17 protein-coding genes, 1 pseudogene, 1 riboswitch and 1 other annotated feature are annotated in these 26,388 nt (G+C 46.9%); of the genes and pseudogenes, 12 read left to right on the top strand and 6 right to left on the bottom strand.

Annotated elements, in window-relative coordinates:
* Positions 1-60: 60 nt before the first annotated feature.
* Positions 61-1,353 (bottom strand): 3-phosphoshikimate 1-carboxyvinyltransferase, encoded by a 1,293-nt coding sequence (gene aroA, locus ARB69_RS20745; protein WP_055154897.1) that lies wholly within the window; start codon positions 1,351-1,353, stop codon positions 61-63.
* Positions 1,354-1,382: 29 nt separating this feature from the next.
* On the bottom strand, positions 1,383-2,477 hold the full coding sequence (locus ARB69_RS20740) for a prephenate dehydrogenase (RefSeq protein WP_055154896.1): 1,095 nt from the start codon (positions 2,475-2,477) through the stop codon (positions 1,383-1,385).
* A gap of 882 nt (positions 2,478-3,359) precedes the next feature.
* Between ARB69_RS20740 and ARB69_RS20730 the strand changes: the two genes are divergently transcribed.
* From ARB69_RS20730 to ARB69_RS20715, 4 genes are all read left to right on the top strand, one after another.
* On the top strand, positions 3,360-5,432 hold the full coding sequence (locus ARB69_RS20730; protein WP_025657153.1) for an elongation factor G: 2,073 nt from the start codon (positions 3,360-3,362) through the stop codon (positions 5,430-5,432).
* Positions 5,433-5,948: 516 nt separating this feature from the next.
* Complete coding sequence (gene trkA, locus ARB69_RS20725) at positions 5,949-7,307, top strand: Trk system potassium transporter TrkA (protein ID WP_050639875.1); 1,359 nt, start codon at positions 5,949-5,951, stop codon at positions 7,305-7,307.
* A gap of 10 nt (positions 7,308-7,317) precedes the next feature.
* Positions 7,318-8,763 (top strand): TrkH family potassium uptake protein, encoded by a 1,446-nt coding sequence (locus ARB69_RS20720; protein WP_050639876.1) that lies wholly within the window; start codon positions 7,318-7,320, stop codon positions 8,761-8,763.
* Between the two features lie 83 nt (positions 8,764-8,846).
* Positions 8,847-10,547: a CvpA family protein gene (locus ARB69_RS20715; RefSeq protein ID WP_242857647.1), complete on the top strand. Its 1,701-nt coding sequence runs from the start codon at positions 8,847-8,849 to the stop codon at positions 10,545-10,547.
* A gap of 287 nt (positions 10,548-10,834) precedes the next feature.
* Here ARB69_RS20715 and ARB69_RS20710 read toward each other — a convergent pair whose 3' ends face one another.
* Positions 10,835-11,257: a hypothetical protein gene (locus tag ARB69_RS20710; RefSeq protein WP_050639877.1), complete on the bottom strand. Its 423-nt coding sequence runs from the start codon at positions 11,255-11,257 to the stop codon at positions 10,835-10,837.
* A gap of 274 nt (positions 11,258-11,531) precedes the next feature.
* Here ARB69_RS20710 and ARB69_RS20705 point away from each other — a divergent pair, with 274 nt between their 5' ends.
* The 8 genes and pseudogenes from ARB69_RS20705 (at position 11,532) to ARB69_RS20670 (ending at position 21,510) form a co-directional block, all read left to right on the top strand.
* Positions 11,532-12,131, top strand: a complete 600-nt coding sequence (locus ARB69_RS20705) for a DUF3793 family protein (RefSeq protein WP_055154894.1) — start codon at positions 11,532-11,534, stop codon at positions 12,129-12,131.
* A gap of 4 nt (positions 12,132-12,135) precedes the next feature.
* A complete protein-coding gene (locus ARB69_RS20700) occupies positions 12,136-12,567 on the top strand; it encodes a flavodoxin (RefSeq protein WP_050639879.1) in 432 nt (143 codons plus the stop codon).
* A gap of 79 nt (positions 12,568-12,646) precedes the next feature.
* A complete protein-coding gene (locus tag ARB69_RS20695; RefSeq protein ID WP_055154893.1) occupies positions 12,647-13,429 on the top strand; it encodes a ZIP family metal transporter in 783 nt (260 codons plus the stop codon).
* Between the two features lie 620 nt (positions 13,430-14,049).
* Positions 14,050-14,144, top strand: a riboswitch (glycine riboswitch).
* Between the two features lie 2 nt (positions 14,145-14,146).
* Complete coding sequence (locus tag ARB69_RS20690) at positions 14,147-15,562, top strand: alanine/glycine:cation symporter family protein (protein WP_050639882.1); 1,416 nt, start codon at positions 14,147-14,149, stop codon at positions 15,560-15,562.
* Positions 15,563-16,070: 508 nt separating this feature from the next.
* Positions 16,071-17,261: an MFS transporter gene (locus tag ARB69_RS20680; RefSeq protein WP_330377737.1), complete on the top strand. Its 1,191-nt coding sequence runs from the start codon at positions 16,071-16,073 to the stop codon at positions 17,259-17,261.
* 135 nt (positions 17,262-17,396) lie between these two features.
* Positions 17,397-17,616 (top strand) — a binding site (T-box leader).
* A 114-nt stretch (positions 17,617-17,730) separates the two neighbouring features.
* On the top strand, positions 17,731-20,160 hold the full coding sequence (gene leuS / locus ARB69_RS20675; protein WP_055154892.1) for a leucine--tRNA ligase: 2,430 nt from the start codon (positions 17,731-17,733) through the stop codon (positions 20,158-20,160).
* 51 nt (positions 20,161-20,211) lie between these two features.
* Positions 20,212-20,412 (top strand): annotated as a pseudogene (locus ARB69_RS28340) (ACT domain-containing protein); the annotation flags it as partial.
* Between the two features lie 18 nt (positions 20,413-20,430).
* Positions 20,431-21,510 (top strand): cobalt-precorrin 5A hydrolase, encoded by a 1,080-nt coding sequence (locus ARB69_RS20670; protein ID WP_055154891.1) that lies wholly within the window; start codon positions 20,431-20,433, stop codon positions 21,508-21,510.
* Positions 21,511-21,586: 76 nt separating this feature from the next.
* Here the strand turns inward: ARB69_RS20670 and ARB69_RS20665 are convergent, their stop codons facing one another.
* The 3 genes from ARB69_RS20665 to ARB69_RS20655 all read right to left on the bottom strand — a co-directional run bounded on the left by ARB69_RS20665 (position 21,587) and on the right by ARB69_RS20655 (position 26,185).
* Complete coding sequence (locus ARB69_RS20665; RefSeq protein ID WP_050639888.1) at positions 21,587-22,597, bottom strand: uroporphyrinogen decarboxylase family protein; 1,011 nt, start codon at positions 22,595-22,597, stop codon at positions 21,587-21,589.
* Positions 22,598-22,747: 150 nt separating this feature from the next.
* Positions 22,748-23,995, bottom strand: coding sequence for a PocR ligand-binding domain-containing protein (locus ARB69_RS20660; protein WP_050639889.1), 1,248 nt, complete (start codon positions 23,993-23,995; stop codon positions 22,748-22,750).
* 189 nt (positions 23,996-24,184) lie between these two features.
* Positions 24,185-26,185 (bottom strand): hydantoinase/oxoprolinase family protein, encoded by a 2,001-nt coding sequence (locus tag ARB69_RS20655; protein WP_055154890.1) that lies wholly within the window; start codon positions 26,183-26,185, stop codon positions 24,185-24,187.
* Between the last annotated feature and the right edge of the window lie 203 nt (positions 26,186-26,388).

Genomic DNA, 26,388 nt, shown 5'->3' with positions numbered 1-26,388 from the left:
CGGGCCATTCAGTCTCAGTGACTGCATGGCCCGGTTTTTTTGTTATGTGCAGATGCAATTTTAGAGTAATTGTTCAAAAGAATCGTAGAAGGTCGGGTAGGACACATCCACACAGCGGCTGTCCAGTATATTCGTATTGCCTTCTGCTACAAGAGCTGCAATACTGAATGCCATAGCAATCCTGTGATCCAGAAGGGTGTGGATCGTTGCTCCGTGAAGCGGTTTCCCACCCTCTATGATCATGCCGTCCGAGGTCGGCGTTACATCGCATCCCATTGCCTTGAGATTGTCGGTGACAGTCTCGATTCTGTCGGTTTCTTTGACCTTGAGCTCTGCAGCATCACGGATAATCGTAGTGCCTTCCGCCATGGAGGCCATGACCGCAATGACCGGGATCTCATCGATCAGTGTGGGAATGATATCGCCTTCTACCGTGGTACCGTGAAGACGGCTTGTACGAACCAGAATGTCGGCAATTTTCTCGCCGCTTTCAGTGCGTTCATTTAAGAGCGTGATATCTGCGCCCATATCTTCACAAACCTTCAGGATGCCGGCACGTGTTGGATTGATGCCGGTGTTTTTAATCAGAATCTCCGAATTCGGTACCAGCAGCCCCGCCGCGATAAAATAGGCCGCAGATGAAATATCTCCCGGTACGGTGATCGTGCGTCCGTAGAGTTCTTTACATGGACGGAGTAAAGCTGTCGCTTTCGTACTGCTGAGATCATGAGTCGTGGAGATATCTGCTCCGAATTCGGCAAGCATCAGTTCCGTATGATTGCGGGACAGGCTTGGCTCCGTCACAGAAGTTTCGCCGTCCGCATACAGTCCTGCAAGCAGGACACAGGATTTAACCTGTGCGGATGCAACGGGAGATTCATAGTGAATGCCATGGAGGTTCCCTTTTGAAATATACAGCGGTGCACAGCCATTGCGGAGGATGCTGGAAATATTTGCTCCCATCAGAGTCAGCGGTTCGATGATCCGTTTCATGGGGCGGGAATTCAGGGACTCATCACCTGAAAGTTTGGAATCAAAGGACTGTCCTGCCAGAATTCCGGAAATCAGCCGGGTTGTTGTGCCGCTGTTACCCACATCCAGGATCTCGGAAGGAGCTAAAAGACCGTGGAGACCCTTCCCATGCACCGTAATGGTGTCCCCGGACTGCCGAATATCAATCCCCATTTTCCGGAAACAGTCGATGGTAGCCAGACAATCGGCACCTTCCAGAAAATTATGAATCTCGGTGATTCCCTTCGCGATGGAGCCGAACATAACACAGCGGTGGGAAATAGATTTGTCTCCGGGAATGGTCACTTCTCCTTTTAATCCCGTAATATTTGTTAATTCCATATCTTTAAAAATCCTTTCTCTTATGCAAATTACACTTCGTAGACGATATAACGGTATTTTTTCAGCAGTTCAGCCGCCTTGGCAGAAGAACTTTCGTCGTAAAATTCGATGCGCAGAACGCCTTCTTCAAATTCACGGTTATGTACAATACCGATATTTTTGATACTGATATTATTGCTGGCCAGTATGGTTGCAATCGTGGCGATTCCTCCGGCCTCATCGATGATATCACAGTAGACCGCAAAGCGCTTTTTGATAGGCCCGGCGGAACTGTTGGGCATGGAATCCCGATAGTCTTTGGAGGATTCGAACAGGGAAAACAGGTCGTTTTCTGAGCCTTCATCCACGGACTCCTTCGCCTGTTTCAGTACTTCAATATAATCCCCCAGGATCCGGGAAATATTTTTCTGGTTTTTCAGGCAGATCTGCTGCCACATCACAGGAGAGGAAGAAGCAATTCTGGTAATATCCTTAAAACCTCCTGCGGCCAGGTTTTTCATAAGTTCGTCTTCCGTATCCGTATCCCTGACAAAATTGACCAGACTGGACGCGATAATATGAGGAAGATGGCTGATCGTTCCTGTAACATAATCATGCTCCTTATAATCCAGTATAATAGGAAGCGCCTTCAGGGACTCCACAAAACTTTTATATTCTGCAACCTTTTCTTTCGGAACCCTGGAAGAAGGTGTCAGAATATAATAGGCATTTTCAATCAGCACAGGTTTTGAGTTCACGAATCCGCTTTTCTCGGAGCCTGCCATAGGATGCCCCCCAATAAAATTATCTTCCAGCCCCAGCCGTATAATCTCTTCATGAATCGAAGTCTTTACACTCCCCACATCAGTCAGAATACAGTCCGGATGGATATACTCCTTCAACTGCGTAAGATATGCGGTATTATAGGAAATAGGGGCACAGAGAAAAATGTAACTGCACCCTCTGAAGTTCTCATCAATCGAAGAACAGGAAGTCTGGATAGTGCCTTCCTGGACTGCCAGAGCCAGTGTCTCCTTACTTTTGTCAAAGGCCAGCAGTTCATAATCAGGATAGTACTGCCTGACAGCCTTAGCGATAGAGCCGCCAATCAGGCCGAGGCCGATGAAGCCAATCTTTTTAGTCATGGTGATTCATTCCTTTCAGTAAAATCAAATACAAAAACAGTTTAACACCTCCTCCCCAAAAAGTAAATAAAAAGGAGGGGGGTCCGCCTGCCAGGAGGCCGTTTGCTGCAGTGCTATTCCCGACCCGTGCAATGTGCGGCTCCAGGGGGACGTCTGCCGGTTTTGCGGGCTGCCCATTCGCTAAGAAGCGCTAAATGCCGTACCGCAGGATTTTATGGAACCACGGGGATTCACCGTGCAATCTGATGATTGCACGGATCAGACCCCGCTTGGGAGCCGGCCTGGAAGCCAGCTCCCATCCATAAAATCCTCCGGTACGGCATTAAGCGCTTCTAAGCTTATTCTATGCCCACAAAACCGGCAGACGTCCCCCTGGAGCCGCACATTGCACGGGCCGGGAATAATGCACTGCAGCAAACGGCCCCTGGCATGCTGGGGGCCCTAAGGCGGGAGGGGAGCAGCGGATGGGACTGGCTGGTAGGGGAGTATGCATGGCAGGCTTCAAAGAAAATAAAAAAGTGGATATTACTGCTGCAGCGAATAAATAATAAGATGAAGCAGGCCTTGCGTATAAATATCATCCCCAACCACAGCACAAAAATATCCGCCCAGCAGATCAAATACGCTGCCCCCGGAAGAATCCCCCTGGGAATTGCCCTGTAAAAATTGGATGAACCCAGCGTACGGGGAAGGGGAATGGGATTGCCTGGATGCGGCCCTTCATCCAAAATTTCCCGCCCATTCCCCCTAAATTCTTTGTTAAAAATTCATAAAGGAGTTGTAATGGTCTTAGTTTTTTAGTACAATATACACATAATACGTGTGCACGGCGAGTATGATAGAAACCATGCACATAATAACGACACACAAGGAGGCAGCAGCATGAAGGTTTACAGAACAGACGAGATTAGAAACGTAGTATTGCTTGGCCACGGCGGGAGTGGCAAGACGAGCCTTGCAGAGGCAATGTTGTATGTATCAGGGGCAACAAACCGAATGGGTAAGATTTCAGACAATAATACGGTCAGTGATTTTGATAAAGAAGAGCAGAAGCGTGGTTTTTCTATCAGCACATCTCTGATTCCTATTGAGTGGGAAAAGGCCAAGATTAATATTCTGGACACGCCGGGATATTTTGACTTTGTCGGGGAAGTTGAGGAGGCAGTCAGTGCAGCAGATGCAGCGGTAATTGTAGTTTCCGGTAAAGCAGGTGTACAGGTTGGGACGGAGAAGGCGTGGGAATTATGCGATAAGTACAATCTTCCGCGTATGATCTATGTGACTGAGATGGATGTGGATGACGCCAGTTTCCGTCAGGTTGTAGAGGATCTGACAGCGAGATACGGCAAAAAGATAGCTCCGCACTTCCAGCCGATCCGCGAGAATGAAAAGCTGGTTGGCTATATCAATGTGATTAAGAACGCAGGCAGAAGATATACTGGGATTGGACAGAGAGAAGAATGCGAGATTCCCGAATACTGCAAGGCGAACCTTGAGATACTGAGAGACTCCCTGATGGAAGCAGTAGCAGAGACAAGTGAAGATTTCATGGAACGGTATTTTTCAGGGGAAGAGTTTTCTGTTGAAGAGATCCGGGCAGCTATGCGTACGGAAGTTATGGACGGAGATATTGTTCCGGTAGGAATGGGTTCCAATCTTCAGGCGCAGGGTGTTGCCAATCTCCTTTCTGATATTGTCAGGTTCTTCCCGAGCCCGGATAAAAGAAGCTGTGCAGGAATTAACAGAACGACCAATGACATATTTGAGGCGAATTATGATTTCTCAAAAGCAAAGACAGCCTATGTGTTTAAGACAATGGTCGATCCTTTTATTGGAAAATATTCTTTGATTAAAGTGTGCTCCGGCGTATTAAAGGGAGACGATATTCTTTTCAATGCAGATACGGACGCAGAAGAGAAGCCGGGCAAGCTCTATACGATTTGCGGAAATAAACCATCCGAAGTTACCGAACTGTTTGCAGGAGACATCGGAGCAATTGCAAAGCTGTCCAATACAAGGACAGGAGACACTCTTTCTACAAAAGCAACGCAGGTTTCCTACGCTAAGACAGACTTCTCCATCCCGTATACATATATGAAGTATTCCGTAAAGAACAAAGGGGATGATGATAAAGTGTCACAGGCACTGGCTAAGATGATGGCCGAGGATATGACACTGAAGGCAGTAAATGACAGCGAAAACCGTCAGTCTTTACTTTATGGTATGGGGGACCAGCATCTGGAGATCACGGCTAGCAAGCTCGCGAACAGATACAAAGTTGAGATTATACTGGAGATGCCAAAGGTTGCATTCCGGGAGACAATCCGCAAGAATTCTGACGTGGATACTAAGTATAAGAAACAGTCAGGCGGACACGGACAGTATGGACATGTTAAGATGAGATTTGAGCCGTCAGGGGATCTGGAGACACCATATATATTCGAAGAAGTAGTAGTCGGCGGAGCGGTGCCGAAGAATTACTTCCCGGCAGTCGAAAAAGGTCTTCAGGATTCCGTTGGAAAAGGCCCGCTTGCAGGCTACCCGGTTGTAGGAGTAAAAGCAGTTCTCTACGATGGTTCCTACCATCCGGTAGATTCCTCTGAGATGGCATTTAAGACAGCAACAGTGCAGGCATTCAAGAAAGGATTTATGGAAGCAGGACCGGTACTTTTAGAACCAATCGCTTCCTTAAAGGTTACAGTACCGGACGAATATACAGGTGATGTCATGGGAGACCTGAACAAAAGACGTGGACGCGTGCTGGGGATGAACCCGATCACGGGCGGCAAACAGGTCATAGAGGCCGATATCCCAATGACCGGATTATTCGGATACTGTACAGTACTCCGTTCCATGACAGGTGGCCGTGGAACCTATGCTTACGAATTCGCAAGATATGAGCAGGCGCCATCCGACGTACAGGAAAAAGAAATCGCAGCAAGAGCTGAAGAGTAGGAGGCGGGAAGGAGTCTGCTGATTTTGGAAATCAGCTGCTTAGCCAAGAAGTTCTGGCAGTAAAAAAGCCGCATCTTATGGAACCGAGCGTATTCACTTAGAAAGCCGATGCTTTCTAAGTGAATACGCTCTGGAAAATTGATTCGGAATCAATTTTCCTCCATAAGATGCGGCTTTTCCGCTACAAGAACTTCTAAGGCACTCTTAAGGCTTCCGAAATCAGCATACGTACTTTTCCTTCCCAAACAATTGCAGTCCCACCAGTTCAGCATAATCCGCCTCCCCCGGTTTTGATTAGCGGCATTTATGCCCTGATACCGCACCCGAGAGAGGCATATTCCAATTCCCCAAAGCGTCCCCATACCCGCCTAAATCCCCCCTTGCGCACCCGGTAATTTGAAATTTGTTAAGAAATCTGGAAAACGATTGTAGTTTGCAGTTAAAAGTGCTATAATTGCTCTGCCATTATAGAAAAATGACCAAAATATAATAAGTAATGAAGTTGAGGGCAGACGAATGAAGATAGTCATTATTGGGGATGGAAAAGTCGGCTATAAGCTGGCGAAACAACTCTCCGCGGAAAATTATGACGTTATTATGATTGACAGCAATGAGAAAAAGCTGCGTGCCGCGATTGACAGGCTGGATATTTTTTGCGTTACCGGAGACGGTGGAAGTGTGGCTGTTCAGAAGGAAGCAGATGTTCCGCATACAGATCTTGTGATTGCGTGTACTTCCACAGATGAATGTAATATGCTGAGTTGTCTGATTGCAAGACGATTGGGGGCAAGGCATACCATAGCTAGGGTGCGTAACCCAATATATTATCAGCAGATTGATATATTAAAAGAGGACTTACATCTGAGCATGGCGGTGAACCCGGAACTGGCTGTGGCGGGGGAGATTGTCAGGCTCTTATTATTCCCGGATGCAAGTAAGGTAGACACGTTTGTCAAGGGAAGAGTGGAACTGATTGAACTTCCTCTGCTGGAAAAGAGCTGCCTGATTGGGATGTCATTGGCGGATATGTATAATAGATTTCAGATTAAGCTTCTTGTCTGCGCGGTAGAGCGGGAGGAGGAAGTCTTTATTCCTGATGGTGATTATGTGCTGCGAGCCGGGGACAGGCTGCACATAGCTGCTTCTCACATGGAGATCGAGCTGTTCTTCAAACTGCTGGGTCAGAGAAAAGAAAAGATTAAAAAGGTAATTATCTGTGGCGGCGGGCGTGTCAGTTACTATCTTGCCACACAGCTCTGCAAGATTGGGATGCAGGTTAAGATCATCGAAATAGACGAAAATAAGTGTGAAAATCTGTGTGAACTTCTTCCCAAGGCTACGGTCATAAACGGGGATGCTACCGACCATGACCTGCTGATCGAAGAGGGGATACAGGATGCGGACGCACTGATCGCCCTAACGGGGATGGATGAAGAAAATATCATTATGTCGCTCTTTGCAAAGAGCCAGGGTGTTTCCAAGATTATTGTCAAGGTAAATGAAGACAGAAGAGCCAGAATGATACAGGAATTTGGCATCGACAGTATCGTGTCAGCCAAGGCTGCTACGGCGGATGCAATTCTCAGCTATGTGCGTGCCCGCAGGAACTCTCAGGGAAGCGCGAATGTGGAAACGATGTACCAATTGGTTGACGGAAAAGTGGAGGCTCTCGAATTTATAGTGAAATCTCAGACAAGCTATACGGGCATTCCATTAAAGGATCTGTCACTGAAGGTGAACAATCTGATTGCATGCATTGCGAGAAAGCGCAAAATTATTATACCTAACGGTGATGACTGCATTCAGGTAGGAGACAGCGTTATTATCATTACAATGGAAAAACATATCCAGGATATCCAGGATATTTTGCTGTAGGTGCAGATCAATGAATTATAGAATGACAACTTTCATAATAGGTAAGATGCTGGGGGTGGAAGGTGCGCTTCTCCTGCTTCCGGCAGCGGTTGCTTTTTTATATGGAGAAAAAAGCGGATTATCATTTTTGATGGTAAGCGCAGTACTTCTCATCATATTCCTGGTATTTGGACGGAAAAAACCGGGCAATAAGCTGATTTACGGCAAAGAAGGACTTGTTATCGTGGGTTCTGCCTGGATATTGTGGTCATTATTCGGCGCGTTGCCGTTTTTCATATCAGGGTGCATACCGAATTATCTGGACGCATTTTTTGAAACCGTGTCCGGTTTTACTACAACAGGGTCAACCATATTGACAGACATTGAGGCCCTGCCGATGGGAATGGCTTTTTGGCGGAGCCTGACGCACTGGATTGGCGGTATGGGAGTGCTGGTTTTCGTTATGATGCTGACTTCTCTGGATGATGAGAGTTCTATGCATCTGATGCGTGCAGAAGTGCCGGGACCGGAGGCTGACAAGCTTGTGCCAAAGGCGAGAAGTACGGCTAAGATTTTGTATTCCATGTACTTTGTGCTGACCGCAGCGGAAGTAGTTTTTCTGCTTTTTGGCGGAATGAGCTTTTATGATGCGCTGATCCATTCATTCAGTACGGCTGGAACGGGCGGATTTTCAAATAGAAATGCAAGTATCGCCTATTACGACAGTGCATATATTGACGGAGTGATCACGGTATTTATGATTCTGTTTGGAGTGAACTTCAATATCTATTTCCTGCTGCGTCTGAAAAATTGGAAGGCCGCACTGAAAAATGAAGAACTCCGTGGATATCTGGGCATAATTCTGGGCTCCATGGCGGTTATTACTCTGAATATCATGGGTATGTACGGCAATATTGTGCATGCATTTCGATATGCCTCCTTCCAGGTAGGTGCGATCATTACGACGACGGGATTCTGTACGGCCAATTTTGACCAGTGGCCCGAATTGTCAAAGGTAATCCTGTTGGGACTGATGGTGATCGGAGCCTGTGCAGGTTCTACAGGAGGGGGGATCAAGGTATCTCGTTTTCTGATATTAATGAAGAGCGTAAAGCAGGAGATCAGAAGAATGCTGCATCCCAAGTCCGTTACGATTGTGCAGATAAACGGGAAAAAAGTGGGAAGAGATACCATGCACGGCGTATATATTTACTTTATTTGTTATATCCTGATAATGATGTTATCTGTATTGCTGGTTTCCATCAATGACTACGATTTTACGACGACATTCAGTTCCGTATTGACGACGCTGAATAATGTAGGGCCTGGGCTGGCGCAGGTGGGGCCGATTGAAAACTTTTCTGGCTTTTCACCTCTGTCCAAAATTGTGTTCTGCCTGGATATGCTGATAGGAAGATTGGAGATATTCCCGTATCTTCTGCTTCTTTCTCCGGATCTTTGGAGAAGGAGGTTCTAATAAATCTTGGAAACTGACAGAACTTTGGCAACATGCCGGAGAGTACTTAAAGACTTAAGGAAGAAAGACAGAAAGGGTAATGTATGAAAAAAGGGAAAGTAAAACTGTTGGCTGTGATAGGAATCATATTGCTTGCTGCGATTTATTATTATGTAACGCTGCCGGCAATCAATATCCACTCCTCAGATTTCTGGATGTTTTTTATTGTGATAATTATTATTGCTGCCTTGATTTACATCAGAAGGAAGAAGCTTAACCGATATGAGCTGAAAAACTCGAAAGGTGTAAAAATCATTTTGGGAATCCTGGTGGTAGTGGTAGCGGCTTATTTGATTGGCACATTGCTATCTTCACCAATTGTAAATGCGAAGAAGTATCAGAAACTTCTGGATGTAAAAGACGGCGAGTTCACCAAAGATATCGAGGAATTATCTTTTGACCAGATTCCGCTTCTGGACAGGGATTCTGCTGCAATCCTGGGCAATCGTAAAATGGGCAGCATGGTGGATATGGTATCTCAGTTCGAGGTGGATGATCTGTACAGCCAGATTAATTATCAGGATCAGCCGGTCAGAGTTTCACCGCTGCGTTATGCGAGCGTGATTAAATGGCTTACAAACCAGAAGGAAGGGATTCCGGCATATATAAAAATTGATATGGCAACGCAGAATACGGAACTTGTAAAGCTGAAAGAGGGCATGAAGTATACGACAAGCGATCACTTTAACAGAAACATTTACCGCCATCTTAGATTTAAGTATCCGACGTATATTTTTAATGATCTCAGTTTTGAGATTGATGATGACGGAGTTCCATATTGGATCTGCCCGGTGAAGAAGTTCAACATCGGCCTTTTCGGCGGAACTACCATCGGCCGCGTCGTGTTGTGCAATGCCATTACGGGAGAGACAAAGGACTATAAGATAGAAGATGCGCCGGAATGGATAGACAGGGCCTACTCGGCTGATCTGCTTGTGGAACTGTATGACTATTACGGATCATTAAAACACGGCTATTTTAACAGCATTCTGGGGCAAAAGGACTGTCTGAAGACAACAACCGGTTATAACTATCTGGCAATCGACGATGATGTGTGGGTATACACTGGTGTGACTTCTGTCAGCGGGGACCAGTCCAACGTAGGTTTTGTCCTTATGAACCAACGTACAATGGAGACAAAGTTTTATGGCATTGAGGGCGCAACAGAAGACTCTGCGATGTCCTCGGCGGAAGGACAGGTACAGAACCTGAAGTATAGGGCAACCTTCCCGCTTCTTTTGAATATTTCCGGAGAACCGACTTATTTTATCGCCCTAAAAGATGATGCGGGGCTGGTTAAAAAATATGCGATGGTGAATGTACAGAAATATCAGATTGTGGCAATCGGAGATACGGTAAGTTCGTGCGAGGCAGCCTATACAAACCTGATGTATGAAAACGGAATCAAAGAGGTTGAAAAAGATACCCGTGAGATTGAGACTATTACTGCGAAGATTACGAAAATAGCGCAGGGAGTTATTGACGGTAATTCTCACTACTACGTAATGCTGGAGGGCTCAGATGAGATCTTTGATGTGTCAGTAGTGGACTTCATAGATATTATAAAATATGAAGTAGGGCAGGAAGTAACTGTGGAGTATAAAGAGGGCGACAAGACAAATACAGTACTTTCTTTCAACGGAGAAGAACTGCAGAATATGGCGCCGTCTTCCGACGGGAGAAATGCAGACACCGGACAGCAGGACGGTACGGCACAGGATGAGGAAGGCGCAGTACAGGAATAAAAGAGCTTCACTAAGAGTAAGGCAGCGGATATGACGGACGTAGTCATATCCGCTGTTCTTTTAAACAGCGCGTTTTACCGAATCAGCCCGCTAATAATAAAGATCCATGCACGGAATTCAGTTATCAAATATTCGATTAGATCAATTGGGATTCTTGAAAAAATATGACTGCCCGGACGTGAGGAAAACAGGGCATAATTTTCTTGGGATTGAAATTAGAAAACAGGATAAAATAAAAGGGTGTACCAGGCAGGTTGAGATCTGCAGATACACCCTTTTTGGCCTCATTAATTCAGAACGGCATAATCCGGTGAATCAATGTTTGGTATCTCTTTTCTCTCAGCGCTGACACTGATTACAAATTCAATGTTATTTTCTTTTGAAATTTTATTCAGTTTTTCGAGGAATTTTGACAGGTTGTCAATGGAAATATCAGCTTGTTTTAATACTCCGTCAATGAATATGGTTTCAATGTCGTGGTTGCCGGCTACCATGCCGTATATAAATCCGATAAATTCATCCAGCGTTTGAATATCTCTGTAATCTGCCATACAGATTGCGCGAACCTGAAAGTCCACGATGTATGTATCACGATGGCTCTTTTTGATTAATACTACGTTTCCATTGGAAGTTTTCACCTTCTCGTTTGCAAGTTCGATCATCTGCTTAGTTTTGCCGCTGCCTTTCGGGCCTGTTATTAAATTTACCATGGCGAATCTCTCCTTTATGTATGTTTTTTTGAGACCTCTCAATGCTCAAATGTCTTTAATTCATTATACACTAAAGTACGGGTGGTAACAACTAAAAAAAGGATAAATTCCAACTTTATCGAAAGGGTTTGCCATATAAAACAGGGGAAGGAAAAAGTACAGAACTGCATTGATGAAAATGAGAATACTTATCATATAGTGGGATTGAATAGTGAACGGAAGTGTGGTAAAATCTACTTAATTGAGAATCATAATCATTTAACGGGAGGGTGCTATGCCTGCAGAAGTGCTGTCTTATTTTCTAAAACATGAGGATATACGTTTAAAGATGCGGTTTCAGATTGTACTTCAGTGTGCACCGTTTCTAAAGGGGAAAAAGGTGTCCTGCGGAATTACAATGGAGGACTCTATGTATGATGAGCTGCATAATATCTTGAGCGGGTCAGGAATATCTTACCGCAGGCTGTCAGCAGCAGAGGGTAGATGCCTGGTTTTGTTTTACCGTGAAAAAGAGTTATCCGAGTATGTGAACCGAGTCGGGATCAGAAGCTTTATCCGAGAATTCGGTTACATTGAAATGGGACTGGACGAGATGTTGGAAAGGCTGTCCTGCCGCACGGCTTTATTTTCAAGGGAGGAGATAGGATATCCGCATGAGATCGGAATCTTTTTTGGATATCCTGTGGAGGATGTACAGGGGTTTATCCGCAATGCAGGCAGAGAATACCTGTTCCTGGGTTATTGGAAGGTTTACAGCAATCCGATGGCCGCGAAAATGATTTTCAAGGAATATGACCAGGCAAAAGTATGTGCGGTCAACGAATTTTTAACAGGAAAGAGCATAAAAGATATCGCGCGTAATAAGGAGGATTAAAAACATGAATGTATCAGTTGTCTACTGGAGCGGAACCGGCAATACACAGGCAATGTCAGAGGCGGTTGCAAGAGGAATAGAAGCGGCGGGAAAGCACGCAAGGCTGATGGAGGTAAGTGCGGCAGATGCGTTTGAAATTGCGTCTGAGCAGGCATTTGCGCTGGGCTGCCCATCGATGGGGGCAGAGGAATTAGAGGAGAATGAGATGGAGCCGTTTGTGGAGTCACTGGAAGCACTTGTATCCGGTAAGCATATTTTATTATTTGGATCCTATGGATGGGGCGACGGCGAATGGATGCGGAACTGGGCAGAAAGAATGAAGGCAGCCGGAGCTGAGCTGGTGCGTGCAGAAGGCATTATTGCCAATGACGCCCCGGATGAAGAAGTAATAGAAGCATGCGAGAAAGCAGGAAGAGAACTTGCAGAACTTACATAGATTTTATTGACAAATCGTCCACTCCATGCATAAGATAGTTTCATACGTATGAAACTATAAGATGAATGGGGGAAAGAACATGAATCAGAACATGCTGCTTGGAATATTAATTCCTTTTGCAGGAACCACCCTTGGCGCAGCCATGGTATTCTTTATGCGTAAGGAAATGAATGATAAACTACAAAAGGCACTGCTTGGCTTTGCCTCAGGTGTTATGATAGCAGCTTCCGTGTGGTCCCTGCTGATCCCGGCCATAGAGATGGCGGAGGAGAACGGCTCACAGCCCTGGCTGCCTGCTGCTGCAGGTTTTCTGCTTGGGATGGGTTTCCTGCTTCTTCTGGATACCGTGACGCCGCATATGCATCTCAATGGAGACGAGCCGGAAGGAGTAAAATCCAGTCTGAAAAAGTCAACCATGCTCGTGCTTGCAGTAACGCTGCACAACATACCGGAGGGAATGGCCGTGGGAGTAACATTTGCAGGGGCAGTATCCGGGAATACAACCATATCCCTTGCCGGTGCATTTGCCCTGTCAGTAGGTATCGCAATCCAGAACTTCCCGGAGGGCGCCATTATATCCATGCCGCTGCGGAGTGAAGGAGTATCAAAAGGCCGTTCCTTCCTCTACGGAACTTTGTCCGGTATAGTGGAACCAATTGCGGCGGTCATAACAATCCTTCTGACAGGTCTTGTCGTGCCAATCCTCCCGTATCTGCTCGCATTCGCGGCGGGAGCGATGATCTATGTTGTCGTAGAAGAACTGATACCGGAAGCACAGGCAGAACCTCATACAAACATCAGCACGGTGGGTGTGGCAATCGGATTCACCCTAATGATGATATTAGATGTGGCTTTGGGGTAGGGAGGAGTGTTGGATGGCTGGTATGGGGACGCTCCTGGGAACCGGAGTGTCCGGAGGTCTTTTTGCGCAGGCTTATGCTGATTCTGGAAACCGGCCGCTTAGCCGTTAATTGCTAACTGCGAAAAAGCCGCATCTTATGGTACCGAGCGTATTCACTTAGAAAGCCGATGCTTTCTAAGCTCAGACGCTCTGGAAAACTGATTCGGAGATCAGTTTTCCCCCATAAGATGCGGCTTTTTCGCAGCAAGCAATTAATCGGCACGCTAAAGGATTCCAGAATCAGCATAAGCCTGCGCAAAAAGACCTCCGGACACCCCGGTTCCCAAGAGCTGGCACATCAAAGCGAAAGGCGTCCCTACCCCGGATGGGAGCCAGACGGGGTAGGTGGATCGTGCGACAGATGAACCACTCGTGCTTTGGGGGATTAACGTAGTATACTGGATGGACCGTCCGCTGCCCCCGCAGTTTTCCCGCCAGTTAGCCCCCAATACCGTAGCCGAAAAGGGCATATCCGCCTCCCGGAGAGTGTCTCCATACCATCCAAAACCCCCTCCTCGATTCCAAAAAAAGTACTTGAAATGGTGAGGATTTGGTGATATGCTTTAAGTTGCGTGTTAAGACACGACAACTCAGGAGAGTCTCTTATTTTAAGAGCGCCGAAGGTGTACGCAGCGTGGGCTGTAAATCTCTCAGGCAAAAGGATGGAGGAGTAATATTATGTTTAGTCAGATCAACAGTTTTATCAAGTGGGTCGATGATGCCGTGTGGGGGCTTCCATTGATCATTCTGATCCTGGTGACAGGAATCTATTTATCAGTTCGTTTGAAGGGCCTTCAGATCAGGCATCTGGGCAAGGCGCTGAAATTCATGGTGAAAAATGAAGAGGATGGACGTGGGGAAGTAACGAGTTTTGGAGCGCTTTGTACTGCGCTTTCTGCTACAATCGGGACAGGGAATATTGTCGGTGTGGCTACGGCGATTGCCGCTGGCGGGCCGGGGGCTTTATTCTGGATGATTGTTGCTGCTTTTTTTGGTATGGCGACGAAATATGCAGAGGGGCTTCTCTCTATTAAGTACCGTACTATTGATGAAGAAGGGCATGTGCTGGGCGGCCCTTTCTATTACATAGAAAATGGAATGGGGAAGAACTGGCGGTGGCTTGCTAAGATTTTTGCCTTTTTTGGAGCAGGTGTCGGCCTGTTCGGAATTGGTACATTTACGCAGGTTAACGGGATTGCCTCTGCCGTGAAGAACTTCTTTGATCCGGATCTCGCCAACACGGTCAATTTGTTCGGCGGTACATACTCATGGGCAACCGTGATTACGGGAATTATCCTGACCTTCTGTGTAGGGCTGGTTGTGATTGGCGGAATTAAGCGTATTGCAAAGGTATCGGAGATAGTTGTGCCGTTCATGGCGGTTCTCTATGTACTGCTGGCGCTGATCATCCTGCTGACCCATATACCGGCGATCCCGGGCGCGATTGCGCTGATTGTTAAATCCGCATTTTCCGGCAGCGCGCTTGCCGGCGGTGTGATGGGAACGATGGTGATCGCCATGCAGAAGGGAATTGCAAGGGGGATCTTTTCGAATGAGGCTGGTCTGGGAAGCGCCCCGATTGCTGCCGCAGCTGCTCAGACAAAAGAGCCTGCACGCCAGGGATTGGTGTCCATGACAGGTACTTTTATTGATACAATCGTTATCTGTACGATGACCGGATTATCTATTGTGATTGCGGGGACGTGGAATACGGGCCTGGAAGGGGTGGAGATTACGACGGCTGCTTTCCAGCAGGGACTGCCGTTTCCGCCGGCTGTGGCATCCTTTGCCCTGATGCTGTGCCTTGTATTTTTTGCTTTCACTACGATACTGGGGTGGAATTATTATGGAGAACGCTGCCTGGAATATTTGTCCAACAGAAATATGAAGGCAGTGAAAACTTACAGGTGGCTGTATATCCTTGCGATCTTTATCGGACCTTATATGACGGTGGAGGCTGTCTGGAATATTGCAGATATTTTTAATGCATTGATGGCGCTTCCGAACCTCGTTGCCCTGATTTCGCTGAGCGGAGTAGTAGCTGCGGAGAGCAGGGATTACTTTGCCAGGCTGAAACAAATGGGGATGAAATAGATTTGAATCCCCACATTAAAAAAGCTTGCAGATTCAATCGTAAGATGATAAAATATGAAAAAATGTAAGGAGGTACTATGGATGTTATTTTCTATTCGTTTTAAATAATTGCTCAATAAAAAATCAGCGATACACTCATTTAGAGAGATTTTGTTGTGCTTATTTTTACGGATAAAAGATCAGTCCATGGTACTTCTTTTATTTCACCGGCGGATGTGTCCTTTGTAATAAAAGGCCTTTCGGACGGAATATCTGCTGCGGCGAAGGAATTCATGCCGCAGGCGGTACTCTGTTTCTACCTGCCGTGTTCAGCCCGGGATACAAAAAAAGCTGCTGCAGAGAGCAGGGCCCCCGGGGAAAGAAGACGTGTGTGTCCGTATATTAAGTGTGCAGAGATCTTTGATATGAGGGTCCTGCATTTTTTATTGCAAAAATTAAAGTCAATAAGTTAATAAAAAATGTAAGGAGAATCATAGTTATGGAACATCAGAATAACTGGAAAAAATAGATTTTTCTGTTTTTAATCAGTCAGAATCTTTCACTCTTCGGCTCATCAGTGGTAGGATTCTCAATTATATGGTACATTACACTGAAAACGTCTTCCGGGGCCTGGATTACGGCTGCAACGATTGCGACACTGGTACCTCAGGTTCTTGTTTCCCTATGGGCGGGGGTCGCGGCCGACCGCTATAATCGGAAATGGCTGATAATGCTTTCGGATGGTTTTACAGCGCTTGCGACTCTGGCCGCATTTATTGCCTTTGAAAGTGGAAGAGAAAGTGTGATTTTATTGATCATCATTTCCTTTTTCCGCTCTCTTGGCGGCGGAATCCAGGCGCCTGCGGTCAATGCGCTGTATCCGCAGATCGTGCCTGCAGAACAGCTGGTCAGAATTAACGGATTGAATCAAACAATCAATAATATTCTTCTTCTAATTTCACCGGCGGCGGGCGGCGTCATACTGGGCGTTCTTGGAATACGCTGGACATTTCTCGTGGATGTCGTGACCGCAAGTGCGGCGATATTAATAATGTCATTTATGAAAATTGAGAAAAAGAAAGCGGAAATGGGACAGGAGTGCGGGGCCGTGGGAAAAGGCAGCGTCATCGGGGAACTGAAGGATGGCGTAAGATATACCAGGAGGCATCCTCTTCTGAAGATAATCATGCTTTGCTATGCTGTGACATTTATCCTGATTACTCCGGCATCCGTACTATCTCCGTTGATGGTATCACGGACATTTGGGGAGGAAGTATGGAGGCTGACGGCCAATGAGGTTCTGTGGACCGTGGGATCCCTGCTGGGCGGTGTAATCGTTGTCTGGAAAGGGGAGATTAAAAATAAAATCACTGCGATCGCGGCGGCGTTGGTCGGATTTGGGGTGACATTTGCCCTGATGGGGTGCAGCAGTACATTCATCCTTTACCTTATGCTCGATTGTATATGCGGGATGTTCCTGCCGGTTCTGGTGACCGCGCAGACGGTACTGATTCAGACGAATACCGAACCGGAGTATATGGGGCGGGTGTTCTCGCTGCTTCAGTTTGTCTCGCAGGGTGTGATGCCGGTTGCTATCCTGGGATTCGGCCCTTTGAGTGATCTGGTAAAAATACAGTATCTGATTATCATATGCGGAATCCTGCTGGCGGTCTGGGGAATCTGGTTCAGACGGGCGGCGGAGAAGGCTGAGGGAGTGTAGGTAACGAGCTTTGGTTTGGCGGATGGAGGGACGCTTAATGACTAAAACTCGCCCCCAAATCCCGATAAATTATGAAATCAGGGAGAAAACTACTTGACTTATTTTAACATTCTTCCTATAATAGATAAGAATATTGCAGAAACTTGGATGAGGAGTACTAAGAGCCTATCGTTTTCAGAGAGCTGCCGGAAGGTGTGAGGCAGAAGCGTAAACTCCCAACTCGCCTCGGAGTTCTTTTATTGAATTAAAAGTAGATAAAAGCGGGACTTCCCGTTACAGAAGTAATGAGTGCATCCGGAAACATTCGGATGAATGAGAGTGGTACCACGGAAGTCAAAGCCTTTTCGTCTCTTAATGAGATGTGAAGGCTTTTTATAAGTGTGGAAGAGGTAACAGAAGCGGCCCGCCCACTTTGGTTAATTCGTCCGGTAATCGCGGACAAAAGTGTTGAATGTAGGAGGATATTGTAATGTCTAAGATTGTGTACAATCACAAAGCAATTGAAAAGAAGTGGAGAGAGAAGTGGGCGGAGAACCCGGTGAATCCCAAGGTAGACGATGACGGGAATAAGAAGCAGAAGTATTACTGCCTGGATATGTTCCCGTATCCTTCGGGGAACGGCCTCCATGTAGGCCATTGGAGAGGTTATGTCATCTCTGATGTCTGGAGCCGTTATAAACTGCTGCAGGGCCATTATATCGTGCATCCGATGGGATGGGATGCCTTCGGCCTTCCGGCGGAAAACTATGCCATCAAGATGGGCGTTCATCCTGCAAAATCCACAGCTGAGAATGTAGCTAACATCAAACGTCAGATCGATGAAATCGCTGCGCTCTATGATTGGGATATGGAAGTGAATACAACAGATCCTGAGTTCTATAAATGGACCCAGTGGATCTTTGTAAAGATGTTTAAAGAAGGTCTTGCATATGAGAAGGAATTCCCGATCAACTGGTGTCCGTCCTGTAAGACCGGCCTGGCAAACGAGGAAGTTGTGAATGGAAAATGCGAGCGCTGCGGTACGGATGTGACCAAGAAGAATCTGCGCCAGTGGATGCTGAAGATTACCGCTTATGCGGAACGCCTCCTGAACGACCTGGACAAGCTGGACTGGCCGGAGAAAGTGAAGAAGATGCAGTCGGACTGGATCGGTAAATCCTACGGCGCGGAAGTGGATTTTCCGGTTGACGGAAGAGAAGAGAAGATCACGGTCTACACGACAAGACCTGATACTTTATATGGAGCCACCTTCATGGTGCTGGCTCCGGAGCATGAGCTGGCGGCATCGCTGGCCACACCGGAGACGAAAGAGGCGGTAGAAAAGTATATTTACGATGCGTCTATGAAGTCCAATGTAGACCGTCTGCAGGATAAGGAAAAGACGGGAGTATTTACAGGGAGTTATGCCATCAATCCTCTGAACGGAGAAAAGACACCGATCTGGCTGTCTGACTATGTACTTGCAGATTATGGAACAGGAGCCATTATGTGTGTACCTGCGCATGATGACCGTGACTTTGAATTTGCAAAGAAATTTGATCTTCCGATCGTGCAGGTTATCGCAAAAGACGGCGTAGAGATTGAAAATATGACGGAGGCTTACACGGATGCTGCCGGCACAATGATCAATTCCGGCGAGTGGAACGGCATGGAATCTGCTGTGCTTAAAAAAGAGGCGCCGCATATGATTGAAAAAAGGGGAATCGGCCATGCTACGGTAAACTACAAGCTGCGTGACTGGGTATTTTCCCGCCAGCGTTACTGGGGGGAACCAATTCCGATTATCCACTGTCCGGACTGCGGAGCTGTTCCGGTTCCGGAAGAAGAACTGCCGCTTCGCCTGCCGGATGTAGAATCCTATGAGCCGACAGGGACAGGCGAGTCACCGCTTGCCGGAATCGAAGACTGGGTTAACTGTACCTGTCCGGTCTGCGGAAAGCCTGCAAAACGTGAAACCAATACGATGCCGCAGTGGGCAGGATCCTCCTGGTATTTCCTGCGCTATGTAGACAGCCATAATCAGAACGAACTGGTATCCAGAGAAAAAGCGGATGAGATGCTCCCCGTAGATATGTATATCGGCGGCGTTGAGCATGCGGTACTGCATTTACTGTATTCCCGCTTCTACACAAAGTTCCTGTGCGATATAGGGGCCATTGATTTTGATGAGCCGTTCCAGAAACTATTCAATCAGGGTATGATTACCGGAAAGAACGGCGTTAAGATGAGCAAGTCCAAGGGAAATGTAGTTTCACCGGATGACCTGGTAAGAGATTACGGATGTGATTCCCTGAGAATGTATGAGCTCTTCGTAGGCCCTCCGGAGCTGGATGCGGAGTGGGATGACCGCGGAATCGACGGCGTCAACCGTTTCCTGAAGCGTCTCTGGAATCTGCTCATGGACAGCTGCGGCAAGGATATCAAAGCAACGAAGGAAATGATCAAGCAGCGCAACAGGCTGGTCTATGACATCACGACCCGTCTGGAGTCATTCAGCCTGAATACAGTAATCTCCGGTTTTATGGAGCATAATAACAAGTTGATCGAGATCGCTAAGAAAGAGGGCGGAATTGATCAGGAGACACTGGAAAACATCGCAGTACTTCTTGCGCCGTTTGCACCGCATTTTGCGGAGGAGATGTGGGAACAGCTGGGGCATACGGATACGGTATTCAAAGCAGGATGGCCGTCATATGATGAGTCCAAGATGAAGGACGATGAGATCGAAGTTGCCGTTCAGATCAACGGAAAGACTAGAGCCGTTGTGACAATCGCGGCGGATGCAGACAAAGATACAGCCATAGCAGCCGGTAAAGAAGCGGTTGCGGATAAACTGACGGGGACGATTGTAAAAGAAATCTACGTGCCCGGAAGGATTATAAATATTGTGCAGAAGTAATTGGGAAGATTCGGCGCGGGTAATGCAGACATTACCTGCGACAATGGCTAGCGTGCTTTCCGCATCCAGGGAACTCTGGACTTTTCCCTGACCGGAATACTTTCTAAGATCTCCCGCCTGCTGGCAGGGCATAAGATCGGAATATTTGCAGTATCAACGTACAATACAGATTATATACTGACTAAGAGTGGGAATTTACAAAAGGCGCTTGACGTACTTGAGGACAGCGGGTACCAGATCAGTTTTTTGTAGTTCCCGGGAGAGATATATATGGAGAATAAAGGAAAAGAAGAGAAACCGATTGTCATATTCAGTTTTACGGAGGAAGGGTGCAGGCTGAACAGAAAATTGAATGCACTGCTGGCAAAGGCAGGTTACAAGTGCGGAAGTTATACAACGGAACGTTTTGCCGCAGGATTCGGGATGAAAACGATGGATCAAGATCTAAAGCAATGGATAGGGGAGCGATGGGGGCGCTGCTCCTTTCTGTTCATCGGGGCAGCAGGAATTGCAATCCGATATATTGCTCCATGGGTGGCAGATAAGTATCGGGATTCGGCCGTGCTATCTATGGATGAAAAAGGAGGATTTGTCATTCCGCTTCTTTCGGGCCACGTAGGCGGAGCTGTCAGACTGGCGATGCTGATCGCTGAGCAGACGGGGGCAGTACCGGTAGTTACAACGGCAACCGATGTACAGAATAAGTTTGCTGTGGATGTATTTGCAAAAGAAAACCATCTGCACATCGGGAGCCGGAGGCTTGCAAAAGAGATTTCCGCAGCGGTACTGGAGGGAAAGAAGATCGGGTTTTACAGCGCTTATCCGGTGGAGGGCAGGATGCCGGAGGAACTGTGTGTCTGCCGCAGCCTGGAAGAACTGAGCGGGCTGCCGCTGGGGATTGCGGTGGCAGATGCAGGGGCAGAGATAAAAGAGGGGAAAGGCATCTTGTTTCTTCCGCCAAGGAATCTTGTGGCAGGGGTCGGATGCAAAAGAGGAACCCCCGGGGCCAGGCTGAAGGAAAAGTTGGAAATACTCTTAAAAGAGCTGGGCGTATCCCTCTGCCAGATCCAGGCACTTGCAAGTATTGACCTAAAAAGGGACGAGGCAGGACTGCTGGAGCTTGCACAAGAGTGCCGGGTTCCCTTCGCAACGTATTCAGCTGACGAACTGCAGGAAATCGAAGCCGTCAGTTCTCATTCTGAGTTCGTGGAAAAGATCACCGGAGTGGATAATGTCTGTGAGCGGGCTGCCAGAAAATATGCGCCCGAAGGCGTTCTGATACAGCCGAAGATCAAGCTGGAAGGGATCACTTATGCGGTGGTCAGAGAAAATACAATGATAAGATTTTGATTCCGGAATGAAAAAGCAAAAAGGGGGAAACAAAAAGGAAGAAAGCGGCAGGTTAAGCCGTTTTCTTCCTTTCGTTTTAGTCTGCGTAAAATTCATTGACAGCCTCGAAGAATGCATGTATATTCTCCCATTTTGAAAGCGGAGGGATGTCGCATCCTGAAGATATTACAAAGTTTGGATACTTACAGCATGCTTCCATAACGGCTTTCGTCTCTTCTTTGATGGACTCCACCGTACCGTTTCTGAACTGAGAAGCAGGATCTACGTTGCCGGCAGCAGCGATATGAGCAGGGATATGCGGCATCATTTCTGCCATGCTGATCGCATTGCCAAAGTGAAGCAGCGGGCATCCGGTTGCGATAATTGAGTCGATCTGCTGTATCGTGCAGTTTCCGCAGTTATGGTATACGATGATGAATTCGTCATCCTGAACGGCATCTACAATTTGTTTTACATAATCTGCTGAAAATTCTTCGGCAAGCGCCGGGGAGAGCAGTCCGGCTAGAGGCTCAGCCAGAACAATACCGTTAGCACCCACACGTTTGTATTCTGTACAGTAGTTAATGATGAATTTCGTGACTTTTTCCAGAACGGTATGTACCATATCCGGTTCTTCATAACAGTAAATCATTGCCTCGGACACATCCATCAGTCTTCCGGCGAGTGAAAACGGTCCAATAGCGCCTGCCAGCACAGGTCTGTCTGTTATTAACTTTGAGGCCTTTTCAATTGCTTCTATATAGAGTCCGGTACGTCCGCTTCCAATCTCAGGAATTTCCAGAGCGTCTGCTTCCTCCTCCGAGCTGACCACACTTCCTATTACGGTAGGCACTTCTTCATCAGAGACACGGATTGTTGAACCAAAGCACTCTGCCTCAACAGACAGGTCCATCAGGCTGACAGAAGCGGCGGCGTCTGTGTTTTCTGCAACCAGCTGCATACCCCGTGCCTGCAGATCACTGCTGGAAATCAGATCCTTTACCGTTATGTCCATTAACTGGATAGCAGGGAATGATAATACCGGCATTGCCTTTTTCACCGGTGCATTGATTGTATCCGCGATCCACTGTTTCATGTTCATTTTCATAAAAAATTACCTCCTGGCTCTCTTCTTTTTTATTTGTATTTGATGACTCAAGTATAGAAGATCTGCGGGGAGGTTTTTATGAAAAATATTCTATTTTTTGGTTTTTTTTAAGTTTATTTAAAAAAGATCAATATTGGATAAACGAAATTGCTACCGGTACTGCTTAGGTGTCAGTCCGGTATACTTTTTAAACACTTTAGAAAAGTAACTCTGGTCCTCAAAACCTACGGCGACGGCAATATCAATGATTGAAAAATCCGTATTGGAAAGCAGGCGTTTGCTTTCCTCTATACGCACCATGTTCAGATACTCTTTGAAAGAAGAGCCGGTGGACTGCTTGAACATGGTAGAAAAATAAGACGGATGGAGATGAACGTGGGAGGCAACATCTTCCAGGTTAATCGGTTCGTTAAAATGTTCCGATATATAAAGCATGGACTTTTTTACAAGTTCACTGTTTTTGGAAGGAATATAGTTAAACATACTTTCAGAAAATGCCTCTACAATCTCCTGCAGTTTAAAACAAAGCGTATCCATTGTGGTAATCTGCTGCAGGTTTTTCAAAAAATGGTTATTCAATTTTAAAATGTTATCAGTAGGAGCGCCACTCTCAATTGCCGCCCTGGAAAGCAGGGAACATAGCTCAATCGCCCTTGACTTCACGATCTCAATGCTGTTGCCCTCTGAGAACAGAACATAACCGAGCAGGTCATTGAGTATCGCATTGGCCTCGTGGACATTGCCCACCTTTACCTTTGCGATGAGGTCCTTTTCCTTTTCATAAGGATAGGATGCAGTGCTGATATTTTCGGCTTTGTAACGCTGTATGGATTCATTGATCCTGGACTGCTGGAGCAGTTTTTGGCTATTCTGTTTGAGCTCTTCTTTACTATCGTCGATCAGGTTAGCGAACAGATAATATAAGAGGTGGCTGATATGATTGACCATGGACGGAGATACAACGGGAATATTGCTCGTTTCATCGTATAATTCCAGGGCCTCATCGGTTGGAATGTTGTACTTCCTGGCAATGTCCGAGATCAGGATGGAGTCCGGGGAATCCATCAAAAACGGCCCTACCAGAATAGAGCCGAGGAATGTCTTTTTGCTGATCAGAGGGAACACGATATGATTCAATTCAGCATGACAGGAAAATATGTAAGGCTCGCCAAGCGTGATCGCTTTTTTACTGGCTGATATATGCATTTTTTCACAGCTGTCGTTGGGAGGAAGATAGTCCTGGAAACAGCGGCAGAAGCTGGACATCTGTCCGCTTACAGCCAAAAACTCCCCATGTTCGTCTATAACCTGGATAGGAAGCCTCATACAGGCATAAAATGTGTCTACCATGGAGTGCAGTGTATCTTCCGAAACGATGGAATATAATAAAGGTGCCATTCGTAAGCCTCCGTTTCACTAATTTTTAGTACCATAAGTGTAACACACTTTTCTAAGAATATGGTTAGAAATTGTAAGAAAATATCAAAAAAAGTAAAAAGAAGTAACAGTTCAGGCCTGTCTGAACTGTTACAAAAAGAACGCAGCAGTCCGGGATTAACTGTACTGTTACAAAAGAACAGGAAAAGCCTAAATGGCTTTTCCTGTTGCGGTCGTGCATACAAGTTCGTAGAGCAGGAGCGGATTGGCGCTGATGGCGGCTTCCTTACGCTCTATGCGGCGGGAAGTGGTCAGTGGCCCGATGGCACCCTGGGTTCTGGCAATCTCCATTGCCAATGACTTGGAGGCTTCCTTGGCATACTTTAGCGCATCTTCATACTCTTCAAAAAAGACAGATTCGGAAGCAGTTGTGACATGGAATCCGTTCATTTCTTCCTCCTCGTAGGCGGGCTTTACTTCGGCGGTGGCGGTGGCTGATATATTGCCCACAATCGCACCGATCGCATTTGCCACAGAGGCGTGAGGCGGGATCACAGCTTTCGTTCCGAGCAGCCTTGCCACAGCGGGCAGAAAAATGTGTGTAGGAGCTCCGACGCCGACCAGAACAGCCTTTGTAGAAAAGCGGGCTGAAAACAAAGAATCGTCTCCTGATTTCAACTGTGCGTAGCTGATATGGATGAGTGTTTCTATCTGTGAATCGGACATCGTATGTTTTAAGCCCTCTAATTCCGTGTCCATCAGAATACGGATCAGATTACAGTAGAGCTTTTCCTCCACCATATCATAAATTTTCCGGCAAAGTTCTTCCCTGGAGATATGGGCGTATTTTGCAATAAATTCCGCGCCGGCCAGGGAGGCGTCTTTGTCAAAGGCTGTAAAATCCCCGCATATATGCATCACGTCAGTTGGTGTCAGACCGGATCTTAATAAAATGCCGTCCTCCTCAAGACGGGCAGTTTTTAGTCCGTAGATATCTTTTCCGATCGCCTTTGCCGCATTTGGGTACATCAGAGGCCCGTTTTTCAAGGCTTCACAGAGAGCCAGTTCGTCCTCCGTGTACTGCGCATGCACAGAGACATCTTTCATAAGCACGAAGAATTCATACAACGGGAAGGTATGTCCCTCGGGATATGCATCCAGTCCGGTCAGCTGTTCCTTAATGCCGGGATAGTTGGAGGCGAGCATGCACAGAGGCATGATCCGGTAATTCTCAAGGAAAAGGCCGCCGTCGTAATTATAATGTACGGCGGTATCGCCGCCCAGAGCAAAGGTGTCTACATAAAGGCCCTTTACAAAGGTCTTCCAGTCCCCGATCTGGATCCCGTCGTATGCACTCAGGGGTTCCCCGCCTTTAATGATGGCAATATCGGTAGTCGTACCCCCCATATCTACAATGACCGCATTTTCTTCCGAGACGAGATGCTGAACCCCCGTAATGCTGGCCGCGGGTCCGCACAGAAGCGTCTCCACCGGGTGCCGGCAGGTGTATTCATCGGACATCAGATTGCCGTCGCTGCGCATAATCACCACCGGAAGAGAAAGCCCATGGCTTAAAAAGACAGCTTTTACCGCGGTCATGAACTCATGGATGACCGGGATCAGCCGCGCGTTAAGCAGCGCCCCGGCGCCCCTTCGTAAAATATTTCTGTCGGGAAACAGATCGTGCCCCAGAATTACGGGAATATCAAGCACCGATTTTACGATTTCCGCCGCTCTTTTTTCATAACTGCCAAGATGCTCTTTTGCGAAGAGCTGTACAATACTGATACAGTCACAGTCCCCTGCAAAGTCCTGCAGGTCTTTGGCAAACTGTGTCCAGTCGGGCTGAGTACTTTTAGAGGGCTTGGAAGTCAGTTCACATTCAAGCAGATACACGTCCTCCAGCGATTCGATCCCGTAATCCTGATAAGAAGATTCCAGCGTCTGGCGGGCCAGCCCGATCAGGACAAGCTTTCCTTTCCCGCCCCTGTTTTCCACGCATGCATTGGTTGCGAGTGTTGTAGACAGAGAAAGCGCTCCGCAGGAGGAGAGCATGTCACCGGGAAGTTTTGCCAGTACATTGTGGATCCCTGTTTTTAAATCTTCTTTCGTTGTCAGAGACTTAGCAGATGCCAGTATTTGATTCGTTTCCAGGTTATACACAACTGCATCCGTATAAGTGCCTCCGGTATCAATTCCAATTCCTATCATAAAAATCCCTCTTTTCCACATGATCTATGTTAAGTTTAACACTTGGAAGAGACCAAAGAGAGTAGTTTTTTAGGGAGAAAAGGTAAAAAATACGTGAATTTGCTTATCGGGATTCAGTTGACAGGCTTCAGTCCTGTCGACGGACGGGGACGCTTCATGACAGGGAGGCCGGGAAGGTGCTGGGGCTGTATATGCCGTTGCGA

Source organism: Faecalicatena contorta (assembly GCF_001404335.1).
GTDB classification, from domain to species: Bacteria; Bacillota; Clostridia; order Lachnospirales; family Lachnospiraceae; genus Faecalicatena; species Faecalicatena contortus_B.
This window is presented reverse-complemented; position numbering and strand designations above follow the sequence as displayed.

Coding starts and splice junctions, on each gene's coding strand:
- aroA (WP_055154897.1), bottom strand. CDS start 1,353: ATGGAATTAACAAATATTACGGGATTAAAAGGAGAAGTGACCATTCCC.
- ARB69_RS20740 (WP_055154896.1), bottom strand. CDS start 2,477: ATGACTAAAAAGATTGGCTTCATCGGCCTCGGCCTGATTGGCGGCTCT.
- ARB69_RS20730 (WP_025657153.1), top strand. CDS start 3,360: ATGAAGGTTTACAGAACAGACGAGATTAGAAACGTAGTATTGCTTGGC.
- trkA (WP_050639875.1), top strand. CDS start 5,949: ATGAAGATAGTCATTATTGGGGATGGAAAAGTCGGCTATAAGCTGGCG.
- ARB69_RS20720 (WP_050639876.1), top strand. CDS start 7,318: ATGAATTATAGAATGACAACTTTCATAATAGGTAAGATGCTGGGGGTG.
- ARB69_RS20715 (WP_242857647.1), top strand. CDS start 8,847: ATGAAAAAAGGGAAAGTAAAACTGTTGGCTGTGATAGGAATCATATTG.
- ARB69_RS20710 (WP_050639877.1), bottom strand. CDS start 11,257: ATGGTAAATTTAATAACAGGCCCGAAAGGCAGCGGCAAAACTAAGCAG.
- ARB69_RS20705 (WP_055154894.1), top strand. CDS start 11,532: ATGCCTGCAGAAGTGCTGTCTTATTTTCTAAAACATGAGGATATACGT.
- ARB69_RS20700 (WP_050639879.1), top strand. CDS start 12,136: ATGAATGTATCAGTTGTCTACTGGAGCGGAACCGGCAATACACAGGCA.
- ARB69_RS20695 (WP_055154893.1), top strand. CDS start 12,647: ATGAATCAGAACATGCTGCTTGGAATATTAATTCCTTTTGCAGGAACC.
- ARB69_RS20690 (WP_050639882.1), top strand. CDS start 14,147: ATGTTTAGTCAGATCAACAGTTTTATCAAGTGGGTCGATGATGCCGTG.
- leuS (WP_055154892.1), top strand. CDS start 17,731: ATGTCTAAGATTGTGTACAATCACAAAGCAATTGAAAAGAAGTGGAGA.
- ARB69_RS20670 (WP_055154891.1), top strand. CDS start 20,431: ATGGAGAATAAAGGAAAAGAAGAGAAACCGATTGTCATATTCAGTTTT.
- ARB69_RS20665 (WP_050639888.1), bottom strand. CDS start 22,597: ATGAAAATGAACATGAAACAGTGGATCGCGGATACAATCAATGCACCG.
- ARB69_RS20660 (WP_050639889.1), bottom strand. CDS start 23,995: ATGGCACCTTTATTATATTCCATCGTTTCGGAAGATACACTGCACTCC.
- ARB69_RS20655 (WP_055154890.1), bottom strand. CDS start 26,185: ATGATAGGAATTGGAATTGATACCGGAGGCACTTATACGGATGCAGTT.